At 70.9% G+C, this 16,601-nt stretch carries 14 protein-coding genes; 5 read left to right on the forward strand and 9 right to left on the reverse strand.

Features of this window, described 5'->3' with window-relative positions; all coding sequences use genetic code 11:
- Window positions 1-7: 7 nt before the first annotated feature.
- The 4 genes from minE to minC (GGQ91_RS08690) all read right to left on the reverse strand — a co-directional run bounded on the left by minE (window position 8) and on the right by minC (GGQ91_RS08690) (window position 2,770).
- Entirely contained in the window at window positions 8-349 is a 342-nt protein-coding gene (gene minE / locus GGQ91_RS08675; RefSeq protein ID WP_043346685.1) for a cell division topological specificity factor MinE, read from the reverse strand.
- On the reverse strand, window positions 346-1,161 hold the full coding sequence (gene minD / locus GGQ91_RS08680) for a septum site-determining protein MinD (RefSeq protein ID WP_043346690.1): 816 nt from the start codon (window positions 1,159-1,161) through the stop codon (window positions 346-348). Before minD ends, minE begins: the two co-directional genes overlap by 4 nt.
- A 13-nt stretch (window positions 1,162-1,174) precedes the next feature.
- A complete protein-coding gene (gene minC / locus GGQ91_RS08685) occupies window positions 1,175-1,903 on the reverse strand; it encodes a septum site-determining protein MinC (protein WP_043382925.1) in 729 nt (242 codons plus the stop codon).
- A gap of 198 nt (window positions 1,904-2,101) precedes the next feature.
- Window positions 2,102-2,770: a septum site-determining protein MinC gene (gene minC, locus GGQ91_RS08690; RefSeq protein ID WP_051976083.1), complete on the reverse strand. Its 669-nt coding sequence runs from the start codon at window positions 2,768-2,770 to the stop codon at window positions 2,102-2,104.
- 211 nt (window positions 2,771-2,981) lie between these two features.
- Between minC (GGQ91_RS08690) and addA the strand changes: the two genes are divergently transcribed.
- Together addA and trxA are read left to right on the forward strand one after the other, a co-directional pair.
- Window positions 2,982-6,479 carry a double-strand break repair helicase AddA gene (gene addA, locus GGQ91_RS08695; protein WP_182591777.1) on the forward strand — a complete coding sequence of 1,166 codons (3,498 nt, stop codon included), beginning with the start codon at window positions 2,982-2,984 and terminating at the stop codon, window positions 6,477-6,479.
- Window positions 6,480-6,683: 204 nt separating this feature from the next.
- Window positions 6,684-7,007 (forward strand): thioredoxin, encoded by a 324-nt coding sequence (gene trxA / locus GGQ91_RS08700; protein ID WP_010682902.1) that lies wholly within the window; start codon window positions 6,684-6,686, stop codon window positions 7,005-7,007.
- Window positions 7,008-7,127: 120 nt separating this feature from the next.
- On the opposite strand, the gene GGQ91_RS08705 is transcribed toward trxA, so the two are convergent.
- The 4 genes from GGQ91_RS08705 to trpA form a co-directional block, all read right to left on the reverse strand.
- The gene (locus tag GGQ91_RS08705; protein ID WP_043346698.1) at window positions 7,128-8,027 is read right to left on the reverse strand and encodes an outer membrane protein; all 900 of its coding nucleotides are present in this window, start codon (window positions 8,025-8,027) and stop codon (window positions 7,128-7,130) included.
- Window positions 8,028-8,260: 233 nt separating this feature from the next.
- The gene (locus tag GGQ91_RS08710) at window positions 8,261-9,586 is read right to left on the reverse strand and encodes a bifunctional folylpolyglutamate synthase/dihydrofolate synthase (RefSeq protein WP_043346700.1); all 1,326 of its coding nucleotides are present in this window, start codon (window positions 9,584-9,586) and stop codon (window positions 8,261-8,263) included.
- A gap of 7 nt (window positions 9,587-9,593) precedes the next feature.
- On the reverse strand, window positions 9,594-10,490 hold the full coding sequence (accD, locus tag GGQ91_RS08715) for an acetyl-CoA carboxylase, carboxyltransferase subunit beta (protein ID WP_043346702.1): 897 nt from the start codon (window positions 10,488-10,490) through the stop codon (window positions 9,594-9,596).
- 80 nt (window positions 10,491-10,570) lie between these two features.
- The gene (gene trpA / locus GGQ91_RS08720; protein ID WP_043382887.1) at window positions 10,571-11,410 is read right to left on the reverse strand and encodes a tryptophan synthase subunit alpha; all 840 of its coding nucleotides are present in this window, start codon (window positions 11,408-11,410) and stop codon (window positions 10,571-10,573) included.
- A 210-nt stretch (window positions 11,411-11,620) separates the two neighbouring features.
- Between trpA and GGQ91_RS08725 the strand changes: the two genes are divergently transcribed.
- From GGQ91_RS08725 to GGQ91_RS08735, 3 genes are all read left to right on the forward strand, one after another.
- Window positions 11,621-12,286 carry an HAD-IA family hydrolase gene (locus GGQ91_RS08725; protein WP_182591778.1) on the forward strand — a complete coding sequence of 222 codons (666 nt, stop codon included), beginning with the start codon at window positions 11,621-11,623 and terminating at the stop codon, window positions 12,284-12,286.
- Between the two features lie 109 nt (window positions 12,287-12,395).
- On the forward strand, window positions 12,396-13,178 hold the full coding sequence (locus GGQ91_RS08730; protein WP_075380701.1) for a fumarylacetoacetate hydrolase family protein: 783 nt from the start codon (window positions 12,396-12,398) through the stop codon (window positions 13,176-13,178).
- 103 nt (window positions 13,179-13,281) lie between these two features.
- A complete protein-coding gene (locus GGQ91_RS08735; protein ID WP_182591779.1) occupies window positions 13,282-15,954 on the forward strand; it encodes an MGH1-like glycoside hydrolase domain-containing protein in 2,673 nt (890 codons plus the stop codon).
- A gap of 39 nt (window positions 15,955-15,993) precedes the next feature.
- Here the strand turns inward: GGQ91_RS08735 and GGQ91_RS08740 are convergent, their stop codons facing one another.
- Window positions 15,994-16,401, reverse strand: a complete 408-nt coding sequence (locus GGQ91_RS08740) for a Ros/MucR family transcriptional regulator (RefSeq protein ID WP_182591780.1) — start codon at window positions 16,399-16,401, stop codon at window positions 15,994-15,996.
- Window positions 16,402-16,601: the final 200 nt, after the last annotated feature.

The raw sequence follows: 16,601 nt of genomic DNA on the forward strand, positions 1-16,601 counted from the left end.
GCCCGGCTCAAGCGGCCTTCTTGGAGGAGGCCGGCTTGGCCGACCCCTTGTTGGCCGCGACCTCGGCGAGCTTGGCCGCCAGCTTGGCGTCGAGCTTGGCCGAGGCACCGAGCGGAAGCTCGATGTCGAGGCCGAGGGTCGAGACGCCCTCGCCGCGCTCCAGGGTGACCTTCACCTTGTCGGGCTCGACCGCGACATGGTTGGCGATCACCGCCAGGATCTCCTCCCGGAGCTGGATCACGAGGTCGGGGCGACCCGACTCCGCGCGCTCGTGGGCGAGGATCAGCTGCAGGCGGTCGCGGGCGACCGCGCCGGAGCTGCGCTTCTGGAACAGTCCGAGGATGCTCACGCCGCCCTCCGCATGAACAGCTTGTCGAGGAAGGACTTGCGCTCGACCGGCAGGCTCATCGGAACGGTCTCGCCCTTGAGACGGCGGGCCGCATCGGCATAGGCCCGCGCCGGGGCGCAGAGCGGGTTGTTGAGGGTCACCGGGCAGCCGAGGTTCGAGGCGCGCAGCACCTCCTGGCTCTCCGGGATGATCGCGAGCAGCGGGATCGACAGGATGTCGAGCACGTCCTCGGTCTTGAGCATGTCGCCGCGGTCGGCCCGCATCGGGTCGTAGCGGGTGAGGATCAGGTGCTTCTCCATGTCCTCGCCCTTCTCCGCCTTGGCGGTCTTGGAATCGAGGAGGCCGATGATCCGGTCGGAGTCGCGCACCGAGGAGACCTCGGGGTTGGTCACGACCACCGCCACGTCGGCGTGGTGCATGGCGAGCTGGGCGCCGCGCTCGATGCCGGCCGGGGAGTCGCAGATGACCCAGTCGAACTTGTCGCGCAGCTCGTCCATCACCCGGGCGACGCCCGCGTCGGTGAGCGCGTCCTTGTCGCGGGTCTGGGAGGCCGGCAGCAGGTGCAGGGTCTCCAGCCGCTTGTCCTTGATGAGCGCCTGCGGGAGCTTGGCGTCGCCGTTGACCACGTTGATGAGGTCGTAGACGACCCGGCGCTCGGCGCCCATGACGAGGTCGAGGTTGCGCAGGCCGACGTCGAAGTCGACGACGCACACGCTCTGCCCGCCCTGGGCGAGGGCCGCTCCGAGGGCTGCGGTCGTCGTCGTCTTGCCGACGCCGCCCTTGCCCGATGTGACGACGAGAACCTTTGCCACGCGTCGATCTCCCTTAATCCAGGCTTGCCATTCGGATGTTGCCGCCATCGAGCCAGACCTGGGCGGCCTTGCCGCGCAGGGCCGTGCCCATGTCCTCCGCCGTCCGCACGAGGCGGTCGATCCCCAGCAACTCGGGTTCGAATTTGCGGCAGTAGATTCGTGCGCGCGGGTTGCGCGCGGCTCCGGCGATCGCGCGACCGCGCAGGGCGCCGTAGACGTGGATGGAACCACCGGCCAGGATCTCGGCCCCCGAGGAGACCGAGCCCATCACGGTCACGTCGCCGGTGGGATTGATGACGCTCTGGCCGGAGCGGACCGAGCCCTCGACGGTGATCGAGGTGACCACCTGCGGCTCCGGCTCGGCCGGGACGCTCGGGATCTCGACCTTCTCGGACGGGTGTCCCTTGACGAGAAGCGGCGGCAGGCCGTCCAGGACCGTGTCGGCGCCCTCGATGCCCAGGACCGCGATGCCGCGGGCCTTGAGTTCGTTCATTAACATTTCGAGGGCGTCCGGCTCGGGCTTGAGCTGGGCGCAATCCAGGATGACGGCCCGGCCTTTCAGCAGGGTCGGCGAGCGCTTGAGCGCCGCGTCGAGGCCCGCGAGCCACTCGGGAAGCGGCGGCTCGGGGGAGAGGGCCAGGGCCTTGAAGGCCCGTCCGCGCAGGCTGAGCGGCCGGGGCGCGGAAGGAGCCGCCGCGGGGGCGGTCTCCGGATCGATCGGCTCGGGGTGGGTCTCGCTCATGTCCGCCCGTTAAGAGTCCTTACCGGACCATTGACGGCGGGTATGGTTACCGAAGGGTTAAGTTTCTGATCCGGTCGGCAAATTCTGCCGGGATCCTTGTATCGGAGCAGCGGAGGACGCTTTCACGGCTCGACCGCGAGCGGAGTCAGGCGCCCCGTCCTTCGACCGACGGCCCGAACGTCGGCGATGAAACGCCGCTCAACCCCGCTCGAACAGGTTGAGCTTGATCGCATCCTCCAGCAGCCGCACCTCGACGGCCTGCCCTCTGAAGGCCGGGTCGAGGTCGTCCGCGGCGCGGTACAGGCCGTCGATCGCCACCAGCTCCGGCTCGAACCGGCGGCACCAGATCCGCGCCGTCGGGTTTCCGGCCGCGCCGGCGATCGCGCGGCCGCGCAGGGCGCCGTAGACGTGGATCGAGCCGCCGGCGATGACCTCGGCGCCCGAGGCGACGGCGCCCAGGACCGTGACGTCGCCCTCGAGATGCAGCACGGTCTGGCCGGAGCGCACGGGGGCGTCGAGGATCAGCGAGCGGGCCGTCTCCTTGGGCTGGGGCTCGGTCGCCGTGGACGCGTCCGAGGCGGATTCGTCCGGCGTGGCGACCTCGCCCGCGGGCCGGCCGCCCGCGAGGGCCGGCGGGGCGCCCGCCCCCAGGAGCGACGGCGCCGCGCCCTCGATCCCCAGGACGGCGATGTTGCGCGCAGCCAGTTCGGCGAGCAGCCCGTCGAGATCCTCGCGGGTGAGCCGCAATCCGGACAGGTCGAGGATCACAGGCCGGCCGGCGAAGAAGTTCGGGGCGCGGCGATTGAGGGCGTCCAGGTCGCCGAACCACTCGGCCACCGGGGGTATCGGCGCCAGGACGGTGGCCATGAAGGAGCGGCCGCGGAAGCGGATCGGCGGGCGCGCCGGCTCGGATGTCGGCTGGGTCACGGGCGTGTTCGGTGTCACGGACAGGATCGTCCGCATCCATGGGACGGCGCCGCGCCGGGGGCAATCCCGCGATGCCCGCTGTGACGCCTTGGCGGGCCCGCGGGCGCGTTTCTGTTGTAGAGAGACCCGGCAGCCGAGCCGGATTGGACCGTTGAGCAGCTCCACTTCGCACGCCCCCGCCCCTTTCGTCGTCGATGACCTCACCCGCGCCAACCAGCGGCGGGCGGCCGATCCGCGCGCCTCCGCCTGGGTCTCGGCCAATGCCGGCGCCGGCAAGACCAAGGTCCTCACCGACCGGGTGGTGCGGCTGCTCCTCGACGGTGCCCCGCCCGGGCGGATCCTCTGCCTGACCTTCACCAAGGCCGCCGCGGCCAACATGGCGATCCGCGTCTTCCGGCTCCTCGGCCGCTGGGTGACGCTCGACGACGAGACCCTCGCCGCCGAACTCGCCGACCTCACCGGCGAGCGCGCCGGGCCCGAGCGCCTGCGGCTGGCGCGCCGCCTCTTCGCCCGGGCGGTGGAGACGCCGGGCGGCCTCAAGATCGAGACCCTGCACGCCCTGTGCGAGCGGCTGCTGCACATGTTCCCCTTCGAGGCGAACGTGCCGGCCCGCTTCGTGGTGCTCGACGAGTCCAAGGCCCAGGAGCTGTTCGACATCGAGATGGCCAACGTGCTGGCCGATGCCGTGGCGAACGGCGACACGCCCCTCAGCGCCGCCCTGGCGCGGGTCACCCCCGAGGCGACGGGCGACACCCTGCGGTCCGCGATCCGTTCGGCCATGCGGGCCCGGAGCTTCATCGGCGACGCGGCAGGCCTCGAGAAGGCCTTCGGGCGGCTGCACGGGGCGCTGGGCCTGGCGCCGGAGGATTCCGCCGAACGGATCGAGGCCGGGATCCTGGACGGCGGCCCCGGGTGCCGTCCGGAGGATCGGGAAGCGCTGATCGCGGCGCTCCGCACCGGCAAGGCCAACGACGAGAAGCTCGCCGACGCCCTGGCGGCCGCCGAGGCCGAACGGGCCGGCTCCGCGGATCTTCCCGACCGGTCCGACGCCCTGGCCCTCTACCGCGCGGTCTTCTTCACCCAGAAGGACGAGCCCAAGGCCGACAGCAGCCTCGGGACCAAGAGCGTGCCGGCCGATGCCAAGGCGGCGTTGCTCGCCGAGCGGGATCGGCTGGAGCCGCTGTTCGACCGCCTGCGCGCCGCCCGGGCCCACGCCCGGACGCAGGCCCTGTTCCGGATCGCCGCCGAGATCCACCGCCGCGTGGAGGCCCAGAAGGCGCGCCTCGGCGCCCTCGATTTCGACGACCTGATCCACAAGGCGCTGGATCTGCTCGGGCGGGTCGGGGCCGGCTGGGTCCTCTACAAGCTCGATCGCGGGATCGACCACGTCCTGGTCGACGAGGCGCAGGATACGAATCCGGAGCAATGGGCGATCCTGCGGGCGATCACGCAGGAATTCGCCGCCGGCGAGGGCGCTCGGACCGGCAGCCGCACGCGCTTCGCGGTGGGCGATCCCAAGCAGTCGATCTACGGCTTCCAGGGTGCGGAGCCGCGGGAATTCGCCCTGACCCGCGCATCCTGGATCGCGGAATCGCGCTCGGCCGGGCTGACCTTCGAGGACGTGCCGCTCACCCTGTCGTTCCGCTCGACCGACCTCGTGCTGCGCGCCGTCGACGCGGTCTTCGCCATCGATGCGCACAATGACGGCCTGTCCTTCGAGGACACGGTGCGCACGACCGTGCATGCCAGCGCCCGACCCGGGGCGCCCGGCGCCGTGGAGCTGTGGCCGATCGCCGAGCCGGAGCCCGCCGCCGAGCCGGATGCCTGGACCGCTCCCGTCGACGCGCCGGAGACCAGCGCCCCGGCGATCGTCACAGCCCGCCGGGTTGCGCAGGCGGTGCGGACTTGGACCACGACGGGGGACGCCACCGGTCGGATCTGGCGCCCCGGGGACGTCCTGATCCTGGTCCGGAAGCGCGGGCCCGCCTTCGAGGAGGTGATCCGCGCCCTGAAGGGACTGGGCGTTCCGGTCGCCGGGCAGGACCGGCTGGAGGTCTCCGCCCATATCGCGGTCGCCGATCTGGTCGCCGCCGGGCGTGCGGGTCTCCTGCCGGCCGACGACCTGACCCTCGCCACCGCCCTCAAGACGCCGCTCGTCGGGCTGACCGACAACGACCTCGTGCGGATCGCCACCCGCCGCGACCTCGCAGAGACTCTGGAGGACGCCCTGCACCGCCATGCCGCGTCCGGCGACCCGGCCGCAAGGCGCGGGCTCGAGGCCCTGTCGGGGTGGATCGCGCTGGCCGGGCTCCACGGCCCGTTCGGCTTCTACGCGCGGCTTCTCGGACCGCAGGGGGGCCGGGCGAAGCTTGTGGCCCGTCTCGGCGGCGAGGCGGGGGACGCCATCGACGTGTTCCTCGCAGCCGCCGCCCAGGCCGAGACCGGCGAGGACGCGCCGTCCCTCGGCGGCTTCCTCGCCCGCTACGTCGGTGCCGAGGCCGGTCACACCGTCAAACGCGACCTCGAATCGGGCCGCGACGAGGTCCGGGTGATGACGGTCCACGGCGCGAAGGGTCTGGAGGCGCCGGTCGTGGTGATCCTCGACGGCTGCGAGCCCCTGGGCCGCAACGATCCGCCCCTCCTGCCGCTCCCGGCGACGGAGATCGCCCTGCCGCCGGTCTGGTCGGGCGGGCGGACCCAGGATTGCGCCGCCACCGACGCCGCGCGGGCGGCCCTGCTCGCGAAGGCCCGGCAGGAGCACAACCGCCTGCTCTACGTCGCCATGACCCGCGCCGCCGACCGGCTCATCGTCGCGCCCTTCCGCGGCCACGAGCGCGAGAGCGAGGCGGCGTGGTGCCGGATGATCCATGCCGGCCTGGAAGCGGCGCTCGGGGCCGGCCGGACGCTGGACCTGTCCTACGGACCGGCGACGTTCTGGCAGGATGGCGCCCCGCAGATGCCGGCCCCGGCGGCGGCGGCCTCCGCGGCTGCGCGGTCTCCGGAGCCGGAGCCGGACTGGCTGCGCAGCCCGGTCCCGCCGGAACCGGAGGTCGAGGCCCTGAGCCCGTCCGGCGCACTCCAGGCGGCGGACGGCGCGCGCGTACCGCCGCCGCGCCTCGCGGACGCGCAGGCCCGGCGGCGCGGGATCCTGATCCACGCCCTGCTCCAGCACCTGCCCCGCGTGGAGCCCGCCCGCCGGGAAGCGGCCGGGCTCGCCTTCGTGCGGTCCCGGGCGCCCGGCCTCCCGCGCGCGGCCCCGCGCGCGATCGTCCGGGCGGTCCTTCGAATCATCGATGACCCGGATCTCGCGCCTCTCTTCAGCCCGGATGCCCGCGCCGAGGTGGCCCTGTCGGGGCGTGTCCGGGCGGCCGGCGCGGAGCGCGCGGTTCAGGGACGCGTCGATCGCCTCGCTGTGACGGCGGACGTCGTCCGCATCGCGGATTTCAAGACCGGCCGCCCGCCCGAACCCGACGCCCCCCTCCCCGCGGCGGAGGCCGGCCAGATCGCCCTCTATGCGCGCCTTCTCGCGCAGATCTATCCGGGCCGGACGATCCAGCCGATCCTCGTCTGGACCTCGGGCCCGGTGATCCGCACCCTCGGCCCCGACGACGTTGCGGCGGCACTGGACCGGGTCGGCATCGAGGCGTGAATGGTCCGTTCCGGCCGTCCGGGCGAGCACGGCGACCGGCATGCGGCACCGCACATGGGTGGTGCGCCCACCGCGACGGCCGCCGGGCCGGGTCGGTCGGACTTCTTGACCGCGCGCCGGGGCGTCGCCAATTCTGGCGGGACCGCACGGGCCCCTGCCCGTTCGACGCCGTCCGACGGACGGCGGCTTCCGAAAGGTAACGTTATGGCGACGGTGAAGGTAACCGACGCGAGCTTCGAGCAGGACGTTCTCAAGTCCGCCGAGCCCGTCGTGGTGGATTTCTGGGCGGAGTGGTGCGGCCCGTGCCGTCAGATCGGTCCGGCGCTCGAGGAGATCGCCACCGACCTGCAGGGCAAGGTGAAGATCGCCAAGGTCAATGTCGACGAGAATCCGCAGATCGCCGCCCAGTACGGCATCCGCTCGATCCCGACGCTGCTGCTGTTCAAGAACGGCGAGCGTGTGGACCAGAAGGTCGGCGCGGCCCCGAAGGGCGACCTGTCGCGCTGGATCGGCGCCCAGACCGCCTGAGCCACTCCCAAGACCTAGACGATAAAAAAGAAAGCCCGGCCGCGAGGCCGGGCTTTCTCGGTTTCGAGCCCAAGATTATTGGTGGATCCCGGGGTCGAGCCCGGGATCCGGTATCAGGTCTTAGTACGAGCCGAACTTGTAGTTCAGGCCGGCGCGGACGACGGCGAAGGCGTTCTCGTTCCGGCTGATGCCGGAGAGCGAGTACACCGGCACGAGGCCGACCGGGGAGATCGCAGCACCAACCAGCGGCGCCTGGGCGCGGCCGTTGTTGTTGTCGAGGTTCACGTACAGACCTTCGACCTTCAGCGTGACGGCCGAGGAGCGGAAGAAGTTCAGGAACGAGTCGGTGGGCAGGGCGTACTCGACACCGCCGCCGACGGTCCAGCCGGTCTTGAAGTCGTTCCGGCGGCCAGCGAAGTTCTGCAGGCCGACGCGAGCGCCGTCATCCGTGCCGGTGGCGTAGGCGAAACCGCCGGTGGCGTACACCAGGGTCCGGTCGAAGGCCCAACCGAGACGACCGCGGACGGTGCCGAAGAAGTCGATGGTGTTGAGCGTGCCGTTGACCGGGATGAAGCCCGGGTTGATCGCCACGGCGTTGGTGGCGAAGCGAGCGCGACGGCCGAAGTCGAGGTACTGGGCGTCAGCCTCGAAGCCGATCACGGCGCCGGAGCCCGGGGTCAGCTGCCAGTTGTAGCCGATCTGGCCACCGCCCGAGAAACCTTCGCGGCTGTCGTTGCTGTAGATCAGCGACGAGCCGTTCGGCAGCAGGGCCTGGTAGGGAACGAGACCGCCCGGGACGAGAGCGACCGGGTTGCCGGGCGTCTGCACGAAGCCGCGGGTCGAGTTGCTGCTGGCGTCGAACGCGTAGCCGGCGTTGATACCGAAGTAGGCACCGGTCCAGGTGAACACCGGAACGGGCGTGAACACCGGCGGCGGCGCAGCGCGGCGCGGAAGGTCGGCGGCCGAAGCGGCAGCGGTGAGTGCGGTGAAAGCCGCGAGAGACGTGAGAAGCTTCTTCATTACTGTGATCCCCAGCATAAGCCCGATCGCCGATGAAATTATGCGATCGAGCCCCGGGAGGATGTAGCTTAGCTGCCACAGCGGGAGGAAAGCGTGGCCGTGGACGGGTTTCCATCCGCGCGATTGCGGCGATTCGACGGATTTTCGAATGCAAAATCCGGACTTCACAGATGTCCGGCGTTCCCGCCACTTGATACGGCGGCCGCGCGCAGGTCGGCCGCACTGGAGACGACTCAGACCGGCGGCGTGTCGTTGGCGGCGAGAACCATGCCGGCCAAGTAGAGGGATCCGCAGATCAGGATTCGCGGGGGGCGCTCGAAGGCGATGTCCCGCACCAGGGCGAGGGCTGCCTCGATGCTCGGCGCCGCGTAGGTGGAGAGACCCACCTCCTCGCCGATCCGCGCGACCTCTTCGGCCGGGCGCGCGGCCATGGTCCCGGTGATCGGGACGGCCACGAGGGCGCGGGCCAGTCCGACGAAATTGCGCAGGAACCCGTCGGCGTCCTTCGTGCCGAGGAGGCCGACCACGAGGACGAGCGGCACGTCGCTCTTCTCGCCGAGATCCGCCATGGCGGCCGCGAGGATCCGGCCGCCGTCGATGTTGTGGCCGCCATCGAGCCACAGCTCGGTGCCGGGATCGAGCTGGGCGGCCAGACGGCCGCGGCCGAGACGCTGCAGACGCCCCGGCCAATCGACCTCGGTGAGGCCCCGCTCCAGGGCCGCCGTACCGATATCGCCGAATCCGGCGGCGCGCAGCGCGGTGATCGCCGTGCCGGCATTGACCAGCTGGTGGCGCCCGGCGAGGCGCGGCCGCGGCAGATCGAACAGGTCGGTCTCGTCCTGATAGACGAGGCGGCCGCGCTCCTCGTGCACGGAGAAGTCCTGGTTGCCGACGAACACCGGCCCGGCGCCGACGGCTTCCGCACGCCGGCAGAGGACGGCATCGGCCTCGGCGTAATCCTGGGCGGCGATCACCGCCGGGCAGCCGCGCTTGAAGATCCCGGCCTTCTCGGTCGCGACCGATTCGACCGTGTCGCCGAGATACTCGGCGTGGTCGCGGCCGATCGGCGTGACCACCGCGCAGGCCGGCCGGTCGATCACGTTGGTGGCGTCGAGCCGGCCGCCGAGGCCGACCTCCAGGAGCAGCACGTCGGCCGGGCTCTCGGAGAACAGCAGGAAGGCCGCGGCCGTGGTGATCTCGAACATCGTGATCGGCTCGCCGGCATTGGCCGTCTCGCAGCGGGCGAACGCGTCGGCGAGACGATCCTCGTCCACGAAGTGGCCGCCGCCGATCCCGCCGATGCGTATCCGTTCGTGGAAACGGACGAGGTGCGGCGAGGTGTAGACATGCGCAGCCAGCCCGCCGGCTTCCAGGATCGACCGCATGAACGCGATGGTCGAGCCCTTACCGTTGGTCCCGGCGACGTGGATCACCGGCGGCAGGCGACGCTCGGGATGGTTGAGCCGCGCGAGCAGCCGCTCGATCCGGCCCAGGGACAGGTCGATGGTGCGGGGGTGGAGCGCCAGGAAACGCGCCATCAGGGCATCGGACGAGGCCATCGCCGGGTCAGGCCGCCTCGGAGGGTGCCGCCGGCGCGGCGGCCTGGGGCGCTTGGGTCAGGAGGCTGCAGAGACGCGTGATCGTCTCCTTGAGCTGGTGCCGGTGGACCACCTGATCGACCATGCCGTGCTCGCGCAGGTACTCCGCCCGCTGGAAGCCGTCCGGCAGCTTCTCCCGGATGGTCTGCTCGATCACCCGGGGTCCCGCGAAGCAGATCAGGGCGCCCGGCTCGGCGAGGTGGACGTCGCCCAGCATGGCGTAGGAGGCGGTGACGCCGCCGGTGGTCGGGTTCGTCAGCACCACGATGTAGGGGAGCCGCGCCGCGTTGAGCCGGCGCACCGCCACCGTGGTCCGCGGCATCTGCATCAGGGACAGGATTCCCTCCTGCATCCGCGCACCGCCCGACGCCGCGAACAGCACGTAGGGCGTGCGCTTCTCCAGCGCCGTCTCGGCGCCGCGCACGAAGGCCTCGCCCGCCGCCATGCCGAGGGAGCCCGCCATGAAGCCGAATTCCTGCGCCGCGAGCGTCATCGGCAGGCCGCCGACCCGGCCGAACCCGATCTTGAACGCGTCCTGCAGGCCGGTCTTGGCCCGGGCCTCCTTGAGCCGGTCGACGTAGCGTTTCTCGTCGCGGAACTTCAGCGGGTCGGTGGCGACCTCCGGCAGCGCCACGTCGATCCAGGTGCCCTCGTCGAACATCATCTTCAGGCGCGCCTGGGCGCCCATCTTCAGGTGATGCTCGGAGCCGGGAATGACCCAGTGGTTGGCCTCCACCTCCTTGTGGAACACCATCTGCCCCGTATCCGGGCACTTGACCCAGAGGTTCTCGGGCGTCTCGCGCTTGAACAGGGTCTTGATCCGGGGGCGCACCACCTCCGAGATCCAGTTCATCGGTTCGACCATCGACTTGCGTCCGTCCGCTTCAAGCCCGCGCAGATATCAGGTGCGGCGCACGCCGCCGCCAGGGGTCCCCGATCCGGCCGTCAGGCGGCCCGTCCGACGCCCGCCGCCCGCACGCCCGCGGCGAGTTCCCGCACCAGCTCCGTCACCGCCGCAACGCTTCCGGCCTGAGGCCGGCCCTCGCCGTCGAGGGAGCGCACCAGGGCGTCCACGAGGGCGGAGCCGACCACGACGCCGTCCGCGCCCTTGGCGATCGCCGTCGCATGGGCGCCGGTCCTGACGCCGAAGCCGACGACCACGGGCAGCTCGGTGTGGCGGCGGATGCGGGCGACCGCCTCGGAGACCTTGCCGAAATCCGGTGTCGCCGTGCCGGTGATGCCGGTGATGGACACGTAGTAGACGAAGCCCGCCGTGTTCGCGAGGACCGCCGGCAGGCGCCGCTCGTCGGTGGTGGGCGTGGCGAGCCGGATGAAGGCGAGGCCCTTGCCGAGGGCCGGCAGGCACAGCTCGGAATCCTCCTCGGGCGGGAGATCGACGACGATGAGCCCGTCGACGCCGGCCGCCACCGCGTCGTAGAGGAAGCGGTCGACGCCGTAGGTGTGGATCGGGTTGTAGTAGCCCATCAGCACGATAGGCGTGGTGTCGTTGCCGGCGCGGAAGCGGCGCACGAGGTCGAGGGTGCCCGCGACCGTCTGGCCCGCCTTCAGGGCCCGCAGGCCGGCGGCCTGGATCGCAGGGCCGTCCGCCATCGGGTCGGTGAACGGCAGGCCGAATTCCAGGATGTCGGCGCCGGCGCCCGGGAGCGCCGACAGCACCTCCAGCGAGGTCTCGGGATCGGGATCGCCCGACATCACGTAGGTGACGAGGACGGACCGGTTCTCCGCGCGGGCGCGGGCAAAGGTGGCGTCGATGCGGCTCGGCATGGTCGGATGATATTCGCGGTTGCAGGGCCGCCGACGGCCCGGGGTTGCACCCGCGCTACACCAAAGGCATCGGCCCGTGAAGCGGGCCGGGCTCCCGCGACAGCGCGCCGCTCGCGCGCCGAGTCGGTCCCGGAGGCTCGCCAGCCCGCGTGACGCGGCCATGCGCGCGGGTCGGTTGCCGGGGCGGCGGCGGCGGCCTAGCGGTCCCCCATGCCCGAGACATTTTTCCCGACACGTCCCCTGGCCGCGCTCCTGTTCGACATGGACGGGACGATCATCAGCTCGATTGCGTCGGCGGAGCGGATCTGGTCGCGCTGGGCCGAGGCGCACGGCCTCGACGTGGCCGCCTTCCTGCCGACGATCCACGGGGTGCGCTCGGTGGAGACGATCCGGCGGCTGAACCTGCCCGGCGTCGATCCAGAAGCCGAGGCCGCCGCGATCACCGAGGCCGAGATGGAGGATGTCGGCGACATCATCGCGATCCCCGGCGCGCGGTCGTTCCTGGAGGCGCTGCCGCGCGAGCGCTGGGCGATCGTCACATCGGCGCCCAGGCGGCTCGCCGAGCGCCGGCTCGCGGCGGCCGGCATGCCGGTCCCCGACCTTCTGGTCGCCGCCGAGGACGTGGCGCAGGGCAAGCCCGCGCCGGATTGCTTCCTGCTGGGGGCCGAACGCCTCGGTGCCGCGGCGTCGGAGTGCCTCGTCTTCGAGGACGCCCTGGCCGGCATCCGGGCGGCCGAAGCCGCGGGCGCAGGCATCGTGGTGGTCACCGCGACCCATCACGAGCCGGTGAAGACCGGCCATCCCGCGATCGCGGACTACACCCGGCTACGCGTCGCGGCAGACCGGAGCGGGATCCGGGTGACACGGGCCGGCTGAGGATCCCCGACCAGGCCCGCATCCGCTGGCGGCCGGGGCAGCCCCATCGTATCGCCGACCGAGTTGTGCGGTCCGCGGCAGCACGCAGCCGGGCAGAAGGACGAAGGTCATGGCCACGATCAACAGGCGTCACGTGCTCGGGGCGGTCGCCGTGGGCGGTGCCGGGACCCTCGGTCAGGCCGCTGCAGGGGAGGCGCAGCCGGGCACGCTGTTCGCGCTGCCACAGGTCACCATTCCGATCCTGGGCGAGGCGCAGGTCTTCCCGGTCCGGCGGATCTACTGCATCGGCCGCAACTACGCGGCCCATGCCCGCGAGATGGGCTCCGACCCGTCCCGCGAGCCGCCGTTCTTCTTCCAGAAGCCCGCAGACGCCGTGCAGGTGGTCGCGAACGGCCTCGCCGACCATCCCTATCCGTCGCTGACGCAGAACTATCACCACGAGATCGAGCTGGTCGCCGTGCTGAAATCGGGCGGCCGGGACATCCAGGTCGGGCAGGCGCTCGATCACGTCTACGGCTACGCCACCGGCCTCGACATGACCCGGCGGGATCTCCAGCGCGGCATGGGCAACCAGAAGAAGCCCTGGGAGATCGGCAAGAGCTTCGACCACTCCGCGCCGATCACGCCGATCCTGCCCGTCGCACGGGTCGGGCATCCGGGGCGCGGGCGCATCCGGCTTTCCGTCAACGGCACGCTCCGGCAGGACGCGGACCTGTCGGACATGATCTGGTCGGTGGCCGAGCAGATCGCCGAACTGTCGAAGGCCTTCGAGCTCAAGGCCGGCGACATCGTCTATTCAGGCACGCCCGAGAATGTCGGGCCGGTGGTGCGGGGAGACATGCTCGCGGGCTCGATCGAGGGCCTGCCGGACCTGTCGATCCGCATCGTGTGACCCGATCCCGCGCGGATCGGGCCGCGGCGCGGGCCCGGACTTTCTCTGCCGGCGGCGCGGCACTATCGGTTGATGCGACCGCGGGGGCAGGAGCAGCGAGCCTATGACCAAGCCCAACGGCGTGCCGCGCAACCTCTTCGAGACCGCCGAGGGACGCCGTCTCGTGGAGGCCCGCTCCGACCCGGCCTGGCGCCGCTGGGGGCCGTATCTCAGCGACCGGCAATGGGGCACCGTGCGGGAGGATTACAGCCCGGGCGGCGACGCCTGGGACTACCTGCCCCACGACCACGCCCGATCCCGCGCCTACCGCTGGGGCGAGGACGGGATCGGCGGCTTCGGCGACCGGCATCTGAACTGGTGCCTGTCCCTCGCCCTGTGGAACGGGCGGGACCCGATCCTCAAGGAACGCCTGTTCGGCCTGACCAATCAGGAAGGCAACCACGGCGAGGACGTCAAGGAACTCTACTATTACCTCGACGGTATCCCGACCCACGCCTTCATGCGGATGCTGTACAAGTACCCGCAGGCGGCCTTTCCGTATGAGCGGCTGGTCGAGGAGAATGCGCGGCGCGGTCTCGACGACCCGGAATACGAGCTCTTCGACACCGGCCTGTTCGACGCCGGCCGCTATTTCGACGTCGCGATCGCCTACGCCAAGGCGTCTCCGGACGACATCCTGATGCGGGTCACCGCCACCAATCGCGGTCCGGACCCCGCCGACCTGACGCTTCTGCCTCAGCTCTGGGCCCGCAACACATGGTCCTGGAAGCAGGGCGTCCAGAAGCCGGAGCTGATGGCCGGTTCGGATGGCTCGGTCTGGGCGCGCCACCCCGAGATGCCGGGCCTGCGCTTCTTCGCCGAGGGCGCGGGCGAGTTGCTGTTCACCGAGAACGAGACGAACACGCATCGGCTGTTCGGCACCGGTTCGGCCGAGGGCTTCTACAAGGACGGGATCGACCGGTGCGTCGCGGGCGGAAACCGGGCCGCCGCCAACGCCCTGTCGGGCACCAAGTGCGCCGCCCGCTACGATCTCCATCTCGGCCCCGGGGAGACGCGGACCCTGCGCCTGCGCCTGCGCCCCGAGACCGCGCCGGGCGAGCCCTTCGCGGATTTCGACGCCGTCTTCGCCGACCGGGAGGCGGAGGCCGACGACTTCTACGGAGCGCTTCAGGCGCCGATCGTCGATCCCGAGATGCGGCTCGTGCAACGGCAGGCCCTCGCCGGCATGCTCTGGTCGAAGCAGCTCTACCACTACGACGTGCGCGAATGGCTCACCGGCGACCCGGCGCAGCCCGCACCGGCGCCGGAGCGGCGGCACGGCCGCAACAGCGACTGGGCCCATCTGCGGGCCAACGACATCATCTCGATGCCGGATGCCTGGGAGTATCCGTGGTTCGCCTCCTGGGATCTGGCCCTCCAGGCGATCGTGTTCGGGCTGATCGATCCCGATTTCGCGAAGAACCAGCTCCTGCTCCTGGTCGACGAGGCCTACACCCATCCGAACGCCGCGCTGCCGGCCTACGAATGGGGCTTCGGAGACGCCAATCCGCCGGTCCACGCGCTGGCCGCCTGGCGGGTCTTCGAGCTGGACCGGGCGCTGACCGGCACGCCGGACCACGCCTTCCTGAAGCGGATCTTCAACAAGCTCACCCTGAACTTCACGTGGTGGGTGAACCGCAAGGATTCCGACGACCGCAACCTGTTCCAGGGCGGCTTCCTCGGCCTCGACAACATCGGCATCTTCGACCGGTCGAAGCCGGTGGGCGACGGCGCCTCGCTGACCCAGTCCGACGCGACGGCCTGGATGGCGACCTATGCTCTCAACCTGATGCGGATCGCCATCGAGCTGGCCCTCGAGGACCCGACCTACGAGGACATGGCCGAGAAGTTCTTCGAGCACTTCCTCCTCATCGCGGCTGCCACCGGCGCCGGTGTCTGGGACGAGCCGGACGGCTTCTTCTACGACGTGATCGAGACCCGTGACGGACAGCGCCTCCCGATCCGGGCCCGGACCATGGTCGGTCTGATCCCGATCTTCGCGGTGGCGGTCATCAATACGTGCGATCTGGAGCGGCTTCCATCGCTGCGCGACCGGATGCTGTTCTTCCTGAAGAACCGCCCAGACCTCGCGACCCTGGTCTCGCGCTGGAACGAACCCGGCGAGGGCCAGACCGCGCTGCTGTCGCTGCTGCGCGGGCACCGGCTGAAGGCATTGCTGCAGCGCGCCCTCGATCCGAACGAGTTCCTCTCGAAGCACGGGTTGCGGGCCGTCTCCCGCGTCTATGCGGACGCGCCGTTCTGCTTCGCCTGGAACGGCAGCGACCTGGGCCTCGCCTACGAGCCGGCGGAGTCGCGCTCGCGCCTGTTCGGCGGCAACTCGAACTGGCGGGGCCCGGTCTGGATGCCGGTCAATTACCTGCTGATCGCCGGGTTGAACCGCTTCCACGACTATTACGGCCCGGATTTCCGGGTCGAGGCACCGACCGGTTCCGGACGGACCTATTCGCTGCGCGAGATCGCCGCCCACCTGTCACGGCGTCTGATCGGACTCTCGACCCGCGGCCCGGACGGGCGACGGCCCGTCTACGGGGACAGCCGGATCGAACAGGAGGATCCGCATTTCCGCGATCTGGTCCTGTTCTACGAATATTACCACGGCGACACGGGTCGCGGGGTCGGCGCCGCGCACCAGACCGGATGGTCGGGGCTCGTGGCCCTGCTGATCCAGGAGGTGGCGACCGCGGGCGCCGAGGTCCCGGCCTTGGACTGGACGTGACGGTCGCCCCTCGCCGGCACCGGCGAGGGATCGCGCCGGCTATTCCGCGGCCTGCTGCATCCGCAGGCGCTGCCCCTGCCCGATCTGGCGGGAGATCGTCGAGCGGCGGGCGCTGTAGACCGCCGAGACCAGCGGGTAATCGACCGGCAGGCCCCACTTGGCCCTGTAGGCCTCCGGCGTGAGGCCGCGCATCGTCAGATGCCGCCGCAGGGCCTTGTAGGGCTTGCCGTCCTCGAAGCTGATGAGCGTGTCCGGCCGGATCGAGGCGCGGATCTGTGCTTCGGTCGGGCGCTTCACCTGCGGCTCGACCGGCCGGTCCAGGGCGGTGATGGAGCGGTGAACCTCGGAGAGCAGGTCGGGGAGCGTTCCCGCCGGGACGCTGTTGCGCGTGACGTAGGCGCTCAGGATCTTTGCGGCGAGTTCGACGCTCGGCGATGTCGTCGGCATGGTCATCACCTCGGTTCGACGTTGTTCGGTTGTGGCTCTCGTGGCTTCCGTCGGATGCTTCGCCGCCGACGGCCGGGTCTGTGTTCGTGAGACGGTTTCGGCCCCGGCCGGAGGCGGTGAATGACCCATTATGCGCCAGATCACCGTCGCCACAACCGAGACGCGCATTTGTGACGCCGATATTTCTACTTAGGATTGAG

The organism is Methylobacterium fujisawaense (assembly GCF_014138435.1).
Taxonomy (GTDB): Bacteria; Pseudomonadota; Alphaproteobacteria; order Rhizobiales; family Beijerinckiaceae; genus Methylobacterium; species Methylobacterium fujisawaense.